The sequence below is a fragment of the Ensifer sp. genome (assembly GCF_035999185.1).
Taxonomy (GTDB): domain Bacteria; phylum Pseudomonadota; class Alphaproteobacteria; order Rhizobiales; family Rhizobiaceae; genus Ensifer.
Map to the genome: position 1 here is coordinate 15,303 of NZ_DASYHB010000114.1, position 15,536 is coordinate 30,838.

The 15,536-nt window shown below is 61.2% G+C and carries 13 protein-coding genes; 8 read left to right on the forward strand and 5 right to left on the reverse strand.

Annotated elements, in window-relative coordinates:
* Positions 1–178 precede the first annotated feature (178 nt).
* The 5 genes from mnmE to VGO04_RS13925 all read left to right on the forward strand — a co-directional run bounded on the left by mnmE (position 179) and on the right by VGO04_RS13925 (position 5,869).
* Positions 179–1,507 carry a tRNA uridine-5-carboxymethylaminomethyl(34) synthesis GTPase MnmE gene (gene mnmE, locus VGO04_RS13905; protein WP_327496543.1) on the forward strand — a complete coding sequence of 443 codons (1,329 nt, stop codon included), beginning with the start codon at positions 179–181 and terminating at the stop codon, positions 1,505–1,507.
* A 101-nt stretch (positions 1,508–1,608) separates the two neighbouring features.
* Complete coding sequence (gene mnmG, locus VGO04_RS13910; RefSeq protein WP_327496544.1) at positions 1,609–3,495, forward strand: tRNA uridine-5-carboxymethylaminomethyl(34) synthesis enzyme MnmG; 1,887 nt, start codon at positions 1,609–1,611, stop codon at positions 3,493–3,495.
* Positions 3,492–4,133: a 16S rRNA (guanine(527)-N(7))-methyltransferase RsmG gene (rsmG, locus tag VGO04_RS13915; RefSeq protein WP_327496545.1), complete on the forward strand. Its 642-nt coding sequence runs from the start codon at positions 3,492–3,494 to the stop codon at positions 4,131–4,133. Before mnmG ends, rsmG begins: the two co-directional genes overlap by 4 nt.
* Before the next feature lie 15 nt (positions 4,134–4,148).
* The gene (locus VGO04_RS13920) at positions 4,149–4,943 is read left to right on the forward strand and encodes a ParA family protein (RefSeq protein WP_327496546.1); all 795 of its coding nucleotides are present in this window, start codon (positions 4,149–4,151) and stop codon (positions 4,941–4,943) included.
* A gap of 35 nt (positions 4,944–4,978) precedes the next feature.
* On the forward strand, positions 4,979–5,869 hold the full coding sequence (locus tag VGO04_RS13925; RefSeq protein WP_327496547.1) for a ParB/RepB/Spo0J family partition protein: 891 nt from the start codon (positions 4,979–4,981) through the stop codon (positions 5,867–5,869).
* Between the two features lie 329 nt (positions 5,870–6,198).
* Here VGO04_RS13925 and holA read toward each other — a convergent pair whose 3' ends face one another.
* Genes holA through leuS form a run of 3 tightly spaced genes read right to left on the reverse strand, consistent with a single transcriptional unit; the run spans position 6,199 to position 10,383 of the window.
* Positions 6,199–7,233 (reverse strand): DNA polymerase III subunit delta, encoded by a 1,035-nt coding sequence (gene holA / locus VGO04_RS13930; RefSeq protein ID WP_327496548.1) that lies wholly within the window; start codon positions 7,231–7,233, stop codon positions 6,199–6,201.
* A gap of 11 nt (positions 7,234–7,244) precedes the next feature.
* The gene (lptE, locus tag VGO04_RS13935; RefSeq protein ID WP_327496549.1) at positions 7,245–7,769 is read right to left on the reverse strand and encodes an LPS assembly lipoprotein LptE; all 525 of its coding nucleotides are present in this window, start codon (positions 7,767–7,769) and stop codon (positions 7,245–7,247) included.
* The gene (gene leuS, locus VGO04_RS13940) at positions 7,756–10,383 is read right to left on the reverse strand and encodes a leucine--tRNA ligase (RefSeq protein ID WP_327496550.1); all 2,628 of its coding nucleotides are present in this window, start codon (positions 10,381–10,383) and stop codon (positions 7,756–7,758) included. The genes lptE and leuS overlap by 14 nt, the downstream gene beginning before the upstream one ends.
* A 224-nt stretch (positions 10,384–10,607) precedes the next feature.
* Between leuS and VGO04_RS13945 the strand changes: the two genes are divergently transcribed.
* On the forward strand, positions 10,608–11,267 hold the full coding sequence (locus tag VGO04_RS13945) for a YggS family pyridoxal phosphate-dependent enzyme (protein WP_327496551.1): 660 nt from the start codon (positions 10,608–10,610) through the stop codon (positions 11,265–11,267).
* Positions 11,268–11,380: 113 nt separating this feature from the next.
* Entirely contained in the window at positions 11,381–13,288 is a 1,908-nt protein-coding gene (locus tag VGO04_RS13950) for a propionyl-CoA synthetase (protein WP_327496552.1), read from the forward strand.
* 54 nt (positions 13,289–13,342) lie between these two features.
* On the opposite strand, the gene VGO04_RS13955 is transcribed toward VGO04_RS13950, so the two are convergent.
* Positions 13,343–14,209, reverse strand: coding sequence for a LysR substrate-binding domain-containing protein (locus VGO04_RS13955; RefSeq protein WP_327496553.1), 867 nt, complete (start codon positions 14,207–14,209; stop codon positions 13,343–13,345).
* 137 nt (positions 14,210–14,346) lie between these two features.
* Between VGO04_RS13955 and VGO04_RS13960 the strand changes: the two genes are divergently transcribed.
* The gene (locus tag VGO04_RS13960) at positions 14,347–14,733 is read left to right on the forward strand and encodes an ectoine synthase (RefSeq protein ID WP_327496555.1); all 387 of its coding nucleotides are present in this window, start codon (positions 14,347–14,349) and stop codon (positions 14,731–14,733) included.
* A 64-nt stretch (positions 14,734–14,797) separates the two neighbouring features.
* Here VGO04_RS13960 and VGO04_RS13965 read toward each other — a convergent pair whose 3' ends face one another.
* Entirely contained in the window at positions 14,798–15,499 is a 702-nt protein-coding gene (locus VGO04_RS13965; protein ID WP_327496554.1) for a DUF1013 domain-containing protein, read from the reverse strand.
* Positions 15,500–15,536 lie beyond the last annotated feature (37 nt).

Below are 15,536 nucleotides of genomic sequence, written 5' to 3' on the forward strand. Positions count from 1 at the left end.
CGAAGCTTGATCTTTCGGCCCCGTTTCGGCATAAGCACACCGACCCCTCAAGATGCTGTTGCCGACGGCGTGAGCTTCCGCCGCCGCATTGACATGCTCTAGTCCGGAACTTCGATGATTTCCAAGGTGTTTTGACGGCGCGGGTCGCCCAACTCCCGCGCTCTCTTCAGGTGAACCAATGATGGCAGTGGACACGATCTATGCGCTTTCCAGCGGTGCGCTGCCCGCCGGCGTCGCCGTCGTGCGTGTGAGCGGCCCGCAGACGGCGTCGGTGTTCGAGGCGCTGTGCGGCCAACTCCCCTTGCCGCGGACCGCATCGCTGAAATCGATTCGGTCTCGCAACGGTCTGGTCATCGACAGCGGCCTCGTTCTCTATTTTCCCGGCCCAGCGTCGTTTACCGGCGAAGACTGCGGTGAGTTTCAGATCCATGGCGGCCGTGCCGCCGTCAATGCGCTGCTTGCCGAGCTCTCAGCATTCCCAGGTTTGCGTCACGCAGATGCCGGCGAATTCTCCAGGCGTGCCTTTCAGAACGGCAAGCTGGATCTTGTCGAGGTTGAGGGGCTCGCGGATTTGATTGTTGCCGAGACCGAGATGCAGCGTCGCCTCGCGATCGAGCATTCCGGCGGCGGCCAGTCGAAGGTCTATGCCGGTTGGGCGAAGCGGCTCACCCACGCGCGGGCGATGATTGAAGCAGAGCTCGATTTTGCCGACGAGGACGACGTGCCAGGCTCCGTCAGCGAGCGCATCTGGCAGGACATGTCCGCCTTGGCACAGGAGATCGCGACGCATATCGCGGACGCCCCGATTGCCGAGATCATTCGGGATGGACTGAAGATTGTCATCGCTGGAGAACCGAACGCCGGCAAGTCGAGTTTGCTGAACGCGCTCGCGAATCGCGATATCGCGATCGTGACCGAAGTTGCCGGTACAACACGAGACGTGTTGTCGGTAGACCTTTCCTTAGCCGGATTCTCTGTGAAGCTCTTTGATACTGCCGGGTTGCGTGAAACCGATGAGCGCGTCGAGCAAGAGGGAATCCGTCGTGCGCGAGAAATTATCGAGCGAGCCGATCTCATACTTCTGCTAGCCGATGATCCGCGCGGATTTGATTCCCTGAGCGGCGTCGTCTCAGACGGTGTGCCGGCCGTGCGTGTGGGTACCAAGATCGACAACACCGAGAGCAACTGGCGCACCCACGAAGCTGACGTCCTGATCTCGACCCGGTCGGGTGAAGGGATGGATCGACTGTTGACGGCGATTGCGGCCCACCTCCCGGATCTGAGTGACCGCACGTCCCTATCCCTTCCGTCGCGGCGGCGGCATGTGGACAGCTTGCGGCAGGCGCACCGGGCGATCGAAGACAGCCTGGTGGACTTGCATCAGGGTCTTGATATCCGCGCCGAGCAGTTGCGCCTGGCTGGCGACGCAATCGGACGAATTACCGGCCGTGTGGATGTCGAGAACCTATTGGATGTGATATTTTCCGAATTCTGTATCGGAAAATAGTCTGTGGAAACAACGATACAACGTTTGCGAGTCCTTCGCGGTGTTTCACGTGAAACGATTCGCGCCGGTGCAAAGGCGCACCGGCTTGGAGATATGAAGCTATGATGCAGTTTGACGTTATTGTCATTGGTGGCGGCCACGCCGGTTGCGAAGCGGCCGCAGCTGCCGCACGCCTCGGTGCGCAAACGGCACTGATAACGCACAAAGCGTCGACCATCGGCGTAATGTCCTGCAATCCTGCCATCGGCGGTCTCGGCAAGGGACACCTTGTTCGTGAAATTGATGCCATGGACGGACTGATGGGACGTGTTGCTGACGCAGGTGGAATTCAGTTTCGCCTGCTGAACCGACGCAAGGGTCCTGCAGTCCGAGGTCCGCGCACACAGGCTGACCGGCGCCTCTACCGCGAAGCCATGCAGCGCGAAATCAGTGCCATCGCCAACTTGACGGTCATTGAGGGGGACGCCTTCGACCTGATCGAATTGGAGGGCAAGGTCCGCGGGGTCGTCATGAAGGACGGCCGGACGTTTGCATCGAGCTCCGTGGTCCTGACAACAGGCACATTTCTGAAGGGGCTGATCCATATCGGCGATCAGAAGATCCCTGCCGGCCGCGTTGGTGAAGAACCCTCCGTCGGTCTATCCGGCACTCTGCAACGCTTTGGCCTCAAGCTCGGCCGTCTGAAGACGGGCACCCCGGCGCGTCTCGATGGACGCACTGTCGATTGGGACCGCGTCGGACGGCAGGGCCCGGACGCGGATCCCGTACCGTTTTCCTTTATGACCGACCACATTCAGAACCGTCAGATCGATTGTGGTGTGACACGCACCATCGAGGCGACGCACAAGATCATCGCCGACAACATCGGCAAATCAGCGATGTATTCGGGCCAGATCGAAGGCGTCGGTCCGCGCTATTGCCCGTCGATCGAGGACAAGATCGTGCGCTTTGGCGAGCGTGACGGTCACCAGATCTTCCTGGAGCCGGAAGGGCTCGATGACGATACCATCTATCCGAACGGAATCTCGACCTCGCTTCCGGCCGATATCCAGGAGGCGTTCATTCGAACGATCCCGGGACTGGAACATGTGTCGATCCTGCAGCCTGGCTATGCGATCGAGTATGATCATGTGGATCCGCGCGAGTTGAACGCAACCCTGGCGGTGCGCAAGATGCCGGGTCTCTTCCTGGCCGGGCAGATCAACGGAACGACGGGTTATGAAGAAGCCGGTGCCCAGGGTCTGGTTGCTGGGCTGAACGCGGCGCTCTTGGCGACCGATCGACCGGAGGTCGTCTTCAGCCGAACGGATTCCTACATCGGCGTGATGATCGACGATTTGACGTCGCGTGGTATTACCGAACCCTATCGCATGTTTACCTCCCGTGCGGAGTATCGGCTTTCGCTTCGAGCCGACAACGCCGATGCGCGGTTGACGCCTCTGGCGATGCAGCTCGGGTGCATTTCCGACGCACGCCGTGACCGCTTTGTCGACTGGCGGGCGCGCTTCGATGAGGGCCGCCAGCTGTTGAAGGGGTTGTCGCTGACGCCCGCGGAAGGGGCACGGCATGGCCTCAAACTCAACCAGGATGGCCAACGGCGCACAGCCTACGAGATTCTTTCGTACCCCGATCAAACGATCGGCGGTCTTTTGCCGATCTGGCCGGAATTGTCGGCGATCGGTCCGCGCGTCGTTGAGGCGCTGGAAATTGATGCTGCCTACGCGGTCTACATGGACCGTCAGGCTGCGGACATTGCCGGCATCCGTCGGGAAGAAAATCTCGTCATTCCGGACGAGTTTGATTTTGACGTGCTCTCGGGTCTGTCCAATGAGCTGAAGCAGAAACTCAAGCAGCAGGCGCCGCGGAATCTTTCGCAGGCGTTGAAAGTTGACGGCATGACGCCAGCGGCGGCATCCCTCATCCTTGCCTGGCTCAAGCGCCAGAACCGTAGCAGCGCAGAACGTGAAGAGAAGGTAAGTGCACAATGAAAGCGAGTCCAATCGATGTGTTGAACGGACTGCGTGTTTCACGTGAAACGAATGAACGGCTCGAGCATTTTGCCCGGCTATTCCAGAAGTGGGCGAAGGCAATCAACCTCGTGGCGCCGTCGACCGTCGAGGATCTCTGGCGCAGGCACATCGTCGATAGCTTACAGCTGGTGCAGCTTTGCCCGGGCCCCAGGACCTGGGTCGATCTCGGGAGTGGTGGTGGTTTCCCGGGGATCATCACCGCTATCTACCTCTCCGAATTCGCCGATGGTTGGGTCCATCTCGTTGAGAGCAACAACAAGAAGGCGGCGTTCCTGCGCGTCGCACTGGCAGAGACCGGTGCGCGTGGTTCGGTTCATCCGATCCGAATCGAGGATGCGGGCGCGGTGATTCCCCATGCGGACGCGGTTTCGGCCCGCGCGCTTGCCGACTTGACCCTTCTGCTCGACTATTCGGCACCCTGGATGATGGCCGATGAGCGCAAAGCGGTCGCCTATTTTCACAAAGGGCGGGATTACGAACGCGAAATCGACAAAGCCGTTGGCCGCTATCAGTTTGATCTGGTAAAACATCCAAGCGTCGTCGAGCCGGATTCTATGGTGCTCGAGATCGCAAATCTGTCGCGCAAGGTTCAGTGATCGGCGAGCGGGAAGATGTTTGGCGCAAAAAATCGAATTATCACAATCGCAAATCAGAAGGGCGGCGTCGGCAAGACCACCACCGCCATCAATCTGGCAACTGCGTTGGCTGCCATCGGTGAGCGGGTTCTGATCGTCGATCTCGACCCGCAGGGCAATGCCAGCACCGGATTGGGTATTCAGCGGCGTGATCGCAATCTGTCGTCCTATGAGTTGATGATGGGATCGCACGGTATCGGTGATATCGCGCAACAAACCGCCGTGCCCAATCTGGCGATCATCCCGTCGACGATGGACCTGCTTGGCGTCGAGATGGAGATTTCGCAGGAGCCGGATCGCGTCTTCCGTCTGCGCAAGGCCTTGGTCAGCCCAGCGGCGATGGAGTATTCCTATGTACTCGTCGATTGCCCACCGTCCTTCAATCTCTTGACGATGAACGCGATGGCGGCGGCGCATTCGGTTCTGGTGCCGCTGCAGTGCGAGTTTTTCGCGCTTGAGGGGCTTAGCCAGCTGCTGGAGACGGTGGATCAGGTTCGTCGATCGGTGAATCCGGCGCTGGATATTCAGGGCATCGTGCTGACGATGTTTGATTCACGCAACAACCTCGCGCAGCAGGTGGTGAGCGATGTGCGCACCCATCTTGGCGATAAGGTCTATCACACGCTGATCCCCCGCAACGTGCGGGTTTCCGAGGCTCCCTCCTACGGCAAGCCGGCGATCCTCTACGATCTGAAGTGCGCCGGCAGCCAGGCCTATCTGCAGCTGGCTTCGGAAGTAATCCAGCGTGAGCGCCAGCGCAAAGCGGCGTGACCATTTCGGTAGCGTAATATAAATCGGGTGACGATATGAACGACGATAGCTCGAAAAGACGGCTTGGTCGCGGATTGGCCGCGCTGATCGGCGAAATGGATCAGCCACTGCAGGCGGGCGCAGCCGCTCCCGCCCCGGTCAATCCAGATCGGCGCGTGCCGATCGAATTCGTGTCGCGCAACCCGCGCAATCCGCGTCGCCAGTTTGACGAGGCTGAACTTCAGGACCTGGCCAATTCGATCCGCCAGCACGGTATCGTCCAGCCGGTGGTTGCCCGCACGATTGGCATCGACCGCTACGAAATCATTGCCGGTGAACGCCGGTGGCGTGCTGCACAGTTAGCCGGATTCACAGAAATTCCGGTAATCGTTCGTGACGTCGATGATCGCACGGCGCTCGAAATTGCGATCGTCGAAAACGTTCAACGCTCTGACCTCAATCCACTTGACGAGGCGCTCGGTTATGAGCAGCTGATCGCCGAGCATGGATATACGCAGAATGATCTCGGCGAAATCATCGGCAAGAGCCGGAGCCATGTGGCCAACAGCCTGCGGCTGCTGAAACTGCCGGAGCCGGTGCGCGACATGCTGTCGGAAGGCACATTGTCGGCCGGGCATGCGCGCGCGCTGATACCCACCTCCGATCCGGCCACCCTCGCCCGTTCGATCATCGCCAAGGGCCTTTCTGTTCGCGATGCCGAGCGGATCGCGCAGAACGACATCCGTGCCCAGAACGACCCGAATTATGGCAAGGCTGCCCGTCGTGACGAGAAGGACGCCGACACACTGGCCCTGGAACGCACGCTCTCCGACAGCCTCGGACTGGAAGTGACCGTCAACCACAAGGCATCGGGCGGTCATCTGCGTATCGCCTACAAGACGCTCGACCAGCTCGAGGAGATCTGCCGCCTGCTCGAGCGCCGCTAGCGCGACCCGCGGCCGCATCTTATCAGCATTGGGCAAAGCCGCGTCACGCAATGCGTGGCGCGGCTTAACATTATGTTTTTAAGGCACTATATGGCGACCGATGTCCGTCGCAGAGACCACGGGCGCGAGCCTTAGCTGCGCACATGTCATCAACGACGACGGCGAGACTATCGCTGGACACGCGGCGGCCATGTGAACCGCACGCATGTCGTTGTCGTGCGAAGGCCTGGATGTTGATGTTGTTCTGTGGCTGAGCTTCTACGGGAAGCCGCAGTGGCTGTACGGGAAGGCGCGTTCCACATGATGCGGAAAGACGGGTGTGGGCGCGGTTATCGCCTGGCCGATTGCACGGCAATTGCCATCAGGTTCTGCAACACCAGGCTCTCTTCGAGGCTCGCGCGACTGCGGCTTTGGTAGATGGTGGTCTGCAGGCGGTTGAGTTCGCGCCGTATCGCAGGCGATGACCAGTGCTTCAGCGCCGCCTCGACGATCGGCTTGCGCCGGAAATGCAGGCCGCGCCCGAGCGTCGCAATCACCTGTCCCGCTTGCTGTCGGCTCGCATCCATTTCGGCGCGCATCACGTCGAGCTGCTGGAACTGTCGCAGGCAGGCCTGCAGCACAAGAAAGGCCGGTGTTTTCGATGTGGTGATCTTCTGCATTGCATGCAGCAGGCCGTCGAGGTCGCCCTTCAAGACCGCGTCGACAGCATCGTCGACGGAAATTGCGCTGGCATCGCCGACGATATCGACAACGTCTTCCTCTTCCACCGTGGATTTCCCGCGGCAATAGAGCGCGAGCTTGCGAAGCTCGTTGCGTGAGGCAAGACGATCGCCGCCGAGCGCTTCGACCAGCCGCTGGCGTGCCGCCGGACTGATCGCGAGCTTCTCGTCGCCCAGTTCCTTGTCTATGAGCGTTTGCAGGCTGCGCACGTCGTCGCTGTAGCACGCGACGCATGCGACCGAACGCGCGCTCTCACCAATCTTGCGGAGCGCTGCGCCCTTCTTCAGGTCGCCAGCTTCAACAATGACATAGCTGCCGGAAGGCGGTTCGTTGGCCAGAATCTGGAGCGCGTCGACAAGCGCCTTCTCATTGGCAGCGCCGCGAACCCAGACAAGCTTTTCACCGCCGAAGAGGCCGATCGAATTGACCTCGTCGAGCAGCCGACCGGGCGACTGAGTCAATTCGCTGACGTCGAGCTTGAGCAGTGAAAAGGGATCGTCGAGCGGAACGCCGGTTCGCGATGCGATCGCTGCGGCGCGTTCGGATACGAGCCCGCGATCGGGCCCGTAGAGAATGAACAGGCGGTAGACGCCAGCTGACTTTTGCAGGAACGAGTCGAATTCGTGCGATTTGACCTCGCTCATTCCAGCACCGGCTAGCGGCTGAGAGCCGCGGCTATGTCGGCGCGGATCAGCTCAGCCAGCTCCTTTGCGGCGCGGTTCTCGCCATCGCGGACAGCGCGTACCTTCGCAAACTCCTGGACCGGAAAATCGACAAGGGCGACCGCGGAGCGGTTGCCGGACTTGATCGTCTCGCCGGTACCGGTCTTCGTCAGGTTGTAATCCGCCTTGACGACGATGCGACCGGCGCCTGCGCGGTCCTTGGCTTGGTCGTAGAGCACGCCCATCGCGCGGCTGGTGACGTTGAGCGCCAAGTGATATTGCGGGTTTGCAGGTTCACCCTGGCCGCCTGCGACCAGGAAGATCAGCGCATTGCGGACTTCCTGTTCGACGCGGTCGTCGGCATCCGAGATTTCGATCGCAGCCAAGGCACTCGAGGTGCCGACGCTGTCGGAATAGAGCGGTCTGACCTGGCAGCCTGCAAGTGCGGTCAACATGAGCGCGCCAGCCAGCACCGGAACAGACCGGAGACGGAAACCAGCTCTATCAGACAACGACATTGACGATCCTCTGGGGCACAACGATGATTTTCTTGGGGCTGCTGCCGTTGAGTGCGGACTTGACGGCATCGAGCGCCAGGACGGCGCTTTCGATCGCACTCTGATCCGCATCGCGCGCGATTGTCAAATCAGCGCGCTTCTTGCCGTTGATTTGCACCGGCAGAGTGATTTCGTTCTCGACGATCAGCGCCGGATTGAACGCCGGCCAAGCGCTTTCCGCGACCAGGCCCTCGCCGCCGATTTCCCGCCAGCATTCCTCGGCCAGGTGTGGCATCATCGGCGCGATCAGGTTGATCAGGATCGCGGTTGCGTCCTTGGCAGCGCCAGCAAGCACCGCGTCGGCCTTGCCGGCGGCAACCTGGGTCAGCGGCGCGGCAAGGGTGTTTACGAGCTCATAGATGCGTGCCACGGCCTTGTTGAAGGCCAGCTTGTCGTAGTCCGCCTCAACCGCGCGCAGCGTCTTGTGAGCGGCCTGAGAAACCGCAAGCGCATCGCCGTCGAGCGCCGGGGCGGCTTCGATCGCGCGCACCTTTTCTGCGGCTTCGCTGATCAGGCGCCAGACGCGCTGGACGAACCGATGGGCGCCCTCGACGCCTGCCTCGGACCAGATGACATCGCGGTCTGGTGGCGAATCCGAAAGGACGAAGAAGCGGGCCGTGTCGGCGCCGTAGGAGGCGATGATGTCGTCGGGGTCGACGACATTCTTCTTCGACTTCGACATCTTTTCGATCGAGCCGATGGCGACGTCCTCGCCTGTCTCGATCAACGTGGCGCGCCGCTTTCCGTCGATCTCCTCGATGCGGATCTCGGCCGGCGTAACCCATTCGCGTTGGGCACCCTCGCCGCGGCTATAGGTCTCGTGCACGACCATGCCTTGCGTGAACAGTCCCTTGAACGGCTCGTCGATCGCGACGTGACCGGTCGCCTTCATCGCCCGGGTGAAGAAGCGCGAATAGAGCAGGTGCAGGATCGCATGCTCGATGCCGCCGATGTACTGGTCGACGGGCAGCCAGTGGTTGGCAATCTTCGGATCGGTCGGATTGTCTTCCCAAGGGGCCGTAAAGCGGGTGAAGTACCAGGACGAGTCGACGAAGGTGTCCATCGTGTCCGTCTCGCGCCGGGCATCCTTGCCGCAATGCGGGCAGGCGACATGGCGCCAGGTCGGGTGACGGTCGAGCGGATTGCCCGGCTTGTCGAAAGTGACATCCGGCGGCAGAACGACCGGCAGGTCGGCCTTCGGAACCGGCAAGACGCCGCAGTCGTCGCAATGGATGACCGGGATCGGGCAGCCCCAATAGCGCTGGCGGGAGATGCCCCAGTCGCGCAGGCGGAAGTTCACCTTGCGCTCGGCGCGCGGCGTATTGCCCAGCGTTTCCTTCTCGAGCTTCGACGCAACGGTCTCGAAGGCGTCGTCGGTCGACAGGCCGTCGAGGAAGCGCGAATTGATCATGACGCCGTCGCCGACATAGGCCTCGTCACCGATCGCGAACGTCGTGGCATCACCGTCCACGGGCATGACGACCGGGACGACCGGCAGGCCATATTTGCGCGCGAATTCGAGGTCGCGCTGATCACCTGAAGGGCAGCCGAAGATGGCGCCCGTGCCGTAATCCATCAGCACAAAGTTTGCGACGTAAACCGGCAGCTCCCAGCTGGGGTCGAGCGGATGCTTGGCGCGAATGCCGGTGTCGATGCCCTTCTTCTCGGCCGTTTCGAGGGCGGCAAGCGAGGTGCCGGCGCGGCGGCATTCGTCGCAGAAGGCGTCGACTTCCGGATTGGTTGCGGCCACCTGCTTTGCGAGCGGATGGTCGGCGGCAATCGCCAGGAAGGATGCACCGAAGAGCGTATCGGGACGGGTCGTGTAGACCGTCACTTCGGTCTCGTCGCCGGCGGTGCCCTTCACCAGTTCCCAGCGCAGCGACAGGCCTTCCGAGCGACCGATCCAGTTTTTCTGCATCAGCCGCACCTTCTCGGGCCACTGATCCAGCGTGTCCAGAGCGTCGAGCAGTTCCTGGCTGAAGTCGGTGATGCGGAAGAACCACTGCGTCAGCTCGCGCTGCTCCACGAGCGCGCCCGAGCGCCAGCCGCGGCCGTCGATCACCTGCTCGTTGGCAAGCACCGTGTTGTCGACCGGATCCCAGTTGACCTTGGACTGCTTGCGGTAGACGAGGCCCTTTTCGAGGAAGTCCAGGAACAGGTGCTGCTGGCGCTGGTAATAGGCCGGGTCGCAGGTTGCGAACTCGCGGTTCCAGTCGAGCGACAGACCCATGACCTTCAGCTGCGCCTTCATCGAGGCGATGTTCTGGTAGGTCCAGCTCGCCGGATGAACGCCACGTTCCATTGCAGCGTTTTCGGCCGGCATGCCGAAGGCGTCCCAGCCCATCGGGTGCAATACGTTGAAGCCGCGGGCACGCTTGTAGCGCGCCACCACGTCACCCATCGTATAGTTGCGCACGTGGCCCATATGGATGCGGCCCGACGGATAGGGGAACATTTCAAGCACGTAGTACTTTTCGCGCGGATCGTCGTTCTCGGTCTGGAAGACCTCGTTCTGTTCCCATTGCTGCTGCCAGCGGGGCTCGGCATCACGCGGATTGTATCGTTCGCTAGACATGTCTTTTCGATGTTCCGGAAGTTCTAGGGGCGCATGAAGCGCCCTCATGATAGTTGGGGTGACCTTCACCACGAAACCGCCTGATGGTCAAGTTTTCGAAGGGTTTGGCGCGACACTTTGGCGGATTTGAGCCAGTCAGCGGAGCGACGGCCTTGGCAAGTCGTCCAACTTTGCCTAATCCGCTCGGTGAGTGGTTTGAGAATCCCGTTTCGGAGAAAAGGTCCATGGAAGTCCAAGAGCGGTTGCAGGATGTCGTGAGCCGGATTCAGGCGGCGGAGAAGTCTGCCCATCGCACCAAGGGTGCGGTTGCGCTTGTCGCAGTTTCCAAGACCTTCGACGCCGATGCCATTCGTCCGGTGATTTCGGCGGGACAACGGGTGTTCGGCGAAAACCGCGTGCAGGAAGCGCAAGGCAAATGGCCGGAGCTGAAGGCCGAGACAGCGGACCTCGAACTCCACCTGATCGGCCCGCTGCAGTCGAACAAGGCCGCAGAGGCCGTGGCGCTGTTCGACGTCATCGAAACCGTCGATCGCGAGAAGATTGCCCGCGCGCTCGCGGCCGAGATGCAGAAACAGGGCCGAAACCCCAGGCTCTATGTCCAGGTGAACACCGGGCTCGAGCCTCAGAAGGCTGGTATCGCTCCGGAGGAAACTGTCGCCTTCGTCGATTTCTGCCGTCAGGAACTGGGCCTTTCGATCGAGGGCCTGATGTGCATTCCGCCGGTCGAGGAAAATCCTGGCCCGCACTTTGCGCTGCTCGCCAAGCTCGCCGTCGACTGCAAGCTCGAAAGGCTGTCGATGGGCATGTCCGGCGATTTCGAGACGGCGATCCAGTTCGGCGCCACCAGCGTTCGCGTCGGTTCGGCGATCTTCGGGGTGCGTTAAGACCATATCGTCCGCATTACGCTTTCGTCGGGGTTCCCCTGATCTCTCATTAGCCTATCCTTGCGCATGAGGAGGCCGGACGTGTCCGGCAACATGCATAGGGAGGGACGGAAATGGCGAGCCGCTATTCCGAAGTGTACGCCGCGTGGAAGGCGGATCCGCATGGTTTTTGGTCAGAGGCAGCCAATGCGATCGACTGGTTCGAGCGGCCGGCGCGCGTCTTCGATGCCGAGCGCGGCATTTATGGTCACTGGTTCGCCGGCGGCACGACCAACACCTGCTACAACTGTTTGGACCGCCACGTGGTGGCCGGTCGCGGCGATCAGGTCGCTTTCATCTACGATAGCCCCGTAACGGGCCGCAAGGAACGCATCTCCTATGAAGCGCTTCTTTCCGACGTGAAGGCGCTTGCGGCCGTCTATCGCAAGCTGGGCGTCGGCAAGGGCGATCGCATCATCCTCTACATGCCGATGATCCCGCAGGCGGCCGTGGCCATGCTGGCCGCAGCGCGCATCGGCGCCGTGCATTCCGTCGTTTTTGGCGGCTTTGCCGCCAACGAACTGGCGGTACGCATCGATGATTGTCAGGCGAAGCTCGTGGTGTCTGCAAGCTGCGGCATCGAGCCCGGACGGACGGTCGCATACAAGCCGCTGCTCGATCAGGCGCTGGAGATCGCAAGCCACAAGCCGCAGCATTGCCTCGTCTTCCAGCGGGACATGGTCGAAGCTGCCATGACGGATGGTCGCGACATTGATTTCGCGTCGGCGCTGGCCTTGGCAAAGGAGGAGGGCGAAGAAACGGAGTGCGTCCCAGTCGCCTCAACCGATCCGCTTTATGTGCTCTACACCTCGGGCACGACCGGCCAGCCGAAGGGGGTCGTGCGCGACAATGGCGGCCACATGGTCGCCCTCAAATGGTCCATGGAGAACTTCTTCGGCGTCCAACCGGGCGAAGTGTTCTGGGCGGCCTCCGATATCGGTTGGGTCGTCGGCCACTCCTATATCGTCTACGGTCCGCTGTTGAACGGCAGCACCTCGATCCTTTTCGAGGGCAAGCCGGTCGGCACACCGGATCCCGGCACCTATTGGCGGATCATTGCGGAACACGGTGTCGTCGTCATGTTCACGGCGCCAACGGCTTTAAGGGCGATCCGCAAGGAGGACCCGGATGCAACCTTGGCAGCTAAGTACGATCTTTCGCGGTTCCGCGCGCTGTTTCTTGCCGGTGAGCGGGCCGATCCCGATACCATCCATTGGGCAGAGCGGGCACTCGGCGTGCCGGTGATCGACCACTGGTGGCAGACCGAGACCGGATGGCCGGTCGCCGGCAACCCCATGGGCCTCGGCTTGCTGCCGGTCAAATACGGTTCGCCGGCGGTTCCGTTGCCGGGCTATGACGTCCAGATACTCGACGATGCCGGGCATCCGGTTGAGCCCGGCACGCTCGGCAACGTAGTCGTCAAACTGCCGCTTCCGCCCGGTTGCCTGCCGACGCTCTGGAACGCCGACAATCGCTTTCGCGCCGCCTACCTCGAAGAGTTCCCCGGCTACTACAAGACCGCCGACGCCGGCTATCTCGATGCGGACGGATACATCTTTATCATGGCGCGCACCGACGACATCATCAACGTTGCGGGTCACCGGCTCTCGACCGGGGCAATGGAGGAAGTGTGCGCCAGCCATCCGGACGTCGCCGAATGCGCCGTCATCGGCATTGCCGATGCTTTGAAGGGCCAGGTTCCGGCGGGGTTCCTGGTGATCAATTCCAATGTTTCCCGTGAAACATCGGAAATCGAGCGCGAGGTCATCAGTCTTGTGCGCGAACGCATCGGGCCGGTGGCTGCCTTCCGCATGGCGATTTGCGTCAAGCGACTGCCGAAGACGCGCTCGGGCAAGATTCTACGATCGACCATCCAGAAGATCGCCGACCGCGAGCCCTGGAAGATGCCAGCGACAATCGATGATCCGGCGATCCTGGACGAAATTGCGCTGGTGTTGAACGCTCGTGGCATCGGTGCCTGACGAGCGCGGCAATAATTGCTAAGCCGGCTCATGAAAACACCTGGGTCGTTTTCATCAAGCCTTCACAATGGCCGAGAACCACTCGCTGAACGCGGCAACCGCCTTTGAGCGCGTGGTCTTGGTGATGAGAAAATAGCCTTCGTCTTCCAACGTGGCGACCTCGGACAATACCACGAGGTCGCCGCTTTCAATCTCGCGCCTGAACACCTCGACCGGACAAAGCGCCACCCCGTGGCCGGCGATGACGGCTGTCGCGAGAAGATTGAAATCCTGGAAGACCGGGCCGCGCAATGGCTGTGCGGCCACCTGCCCCGCCCTGGTATACCAATCGCGCCAACGCGAAGTCGTTTCGTCGTGCAGCAGATCGGCGCAGGCGATTGCCTCCGGCGAATTCAACTGCCCCTTTCGGTCGATATAACCGGGGCTTGCCACCGGCCGGTTGAGGCGTGAAAACAGCCGGTCCGAGCGTGTGTCCTCGCTTCTGTCGGCGCCAAGCGTAATAAGGATATCGCAACCCGTCTGGCGCAACTGCTGCTCCGCCATCGCATAGACGACCTTGACGTCGACCTCGGGATGATCGCCGACGAACGCGCTGAGGGCCGGGATCAGCCAGCGGGTGGCGATCGAGGGAATGCAGGCGACGCTCACCTGCGCCTTGGCATTGAGCCGCAGACGCTCGGTTTCGATGCCGATCCGTTCGAATGTGGCTGTCAGCGTCGCCGCCAGGCCCTCCGCTTCCGGTGCCAGACGCACGCCACGCTTCTCCCGCAGAAAAAGAGGGCGGCCGAACCATTCCTCCAGCAACCGGATCTGGTGGCTGACCGCTGCGTGGGTCACGTGCAGCTCGTCTGCAGCCCGGGAAAAGCTTGTCAGTCGTGCGGCAGCCTCGAAGGCGCGAAGCATGCCGAGCGGTGGCAGCATCTGTAAGTTTTCCTCATCTGTTCACTGAGAAATCGTCGTTTGATCGACGTCCGATGTCAACGGATACTCATTCCATCGCGCAGTGAGAGAGAAAATTCCTGCCAAAGCATTAGAAATTCTTACAAATGGAGAAGCCCATGTTCGTACGAAGCCTCAAGGAGATCGAAGCAACGGATCATTTTGTCGAGTGGGGCAGCGGCACAAGCCACCGCTTGTTGACCGAAAAGGATGGCATGGGGTTCACGGTATGCCACACGGTGGTACGCGCCAACACGGTGTCACTGCTTGAGTACCGCAACCATCTGGAGGCTTGCTATTGCATCGCCGGCCAAGGCGAAGTCGAGGATATGCAAGGCAATATCTTCCCCATTCGCAAGGGCGACATCTATGTGCTCGACGAGCACGACAAGCATTTTCTGCGCGGTGGTGAGAACGAGGATCTGATCCTGGTCAGCATCTTCAATCCGCCGCTCAAGGGAACCGAGCGCCATAATCTGAAAGACCCGTCCGGTTCGGCGTATTGAAACCGACCAACAAAAAAGCCCGGATCACTGATCCGGGCTTTGTCCGTCGGGACGTCCGCGACGATCAATAGTGATCGTCTTCGTCCTCGTCCTTGCGATCCGACTTCAGCGACTTGAGCTTCGCAAAGACGGCATCGGCGTCGATTTCCTTCTCTTCCTCGCGCTCGTAGCTGAAGCCGAGCTTTTCGGTCTCCTGCGCCGATTCGAGCGTCGCGCCGAGTTCGGCGGCGGTCGGCAGCGGGCGGCCCTTGGAAGCGCGTTCGACTTCGAGGTCGAGATCGATCTGCGAGCAGAGGCCCAGCGTGACCGGATCCATCGGCGTCAGGTTGGCCGAGTTCCAGTGGGTGCGCTCGCGGATCTGCTCGATCGTCGACTTGGTTGTGCCAACGAGACGCGAGATCTGTGCGTCCTTCAGTTCGGCATGGTTGCGCACGAGCCAGAGAATGGCGTTCGGGCGGTCCTGGCGCTTCGATACCGGGGTGTAGCGCGGGCCCTTGCGCTTGCTGTCAGGAACGCGAACCTTCGGCTCGGAAAGCTTCAGCTTGTGATTGGGGTTGCCTTCGGCGCGGGCGATCTCGTCGCGCGAAAGCTGGCCGGTCGCAATCGGGTCGAGGCCCTTGATGCCCTGCGCGGATTCACCGTCGGCGATCGCTTTCACTTCAAGCGGGTGCAGCTTGCAGAACTGCGCGATCTGGTCGAAGGACAGCGCGGTATTGTCAACCAGCCAGACGGCGGTCGCCTTGGGCATAAGCAGTTGCTGAGCCATGGATATAGTCCTTTTGTCCGCCGCGCCGGTGTCGCGG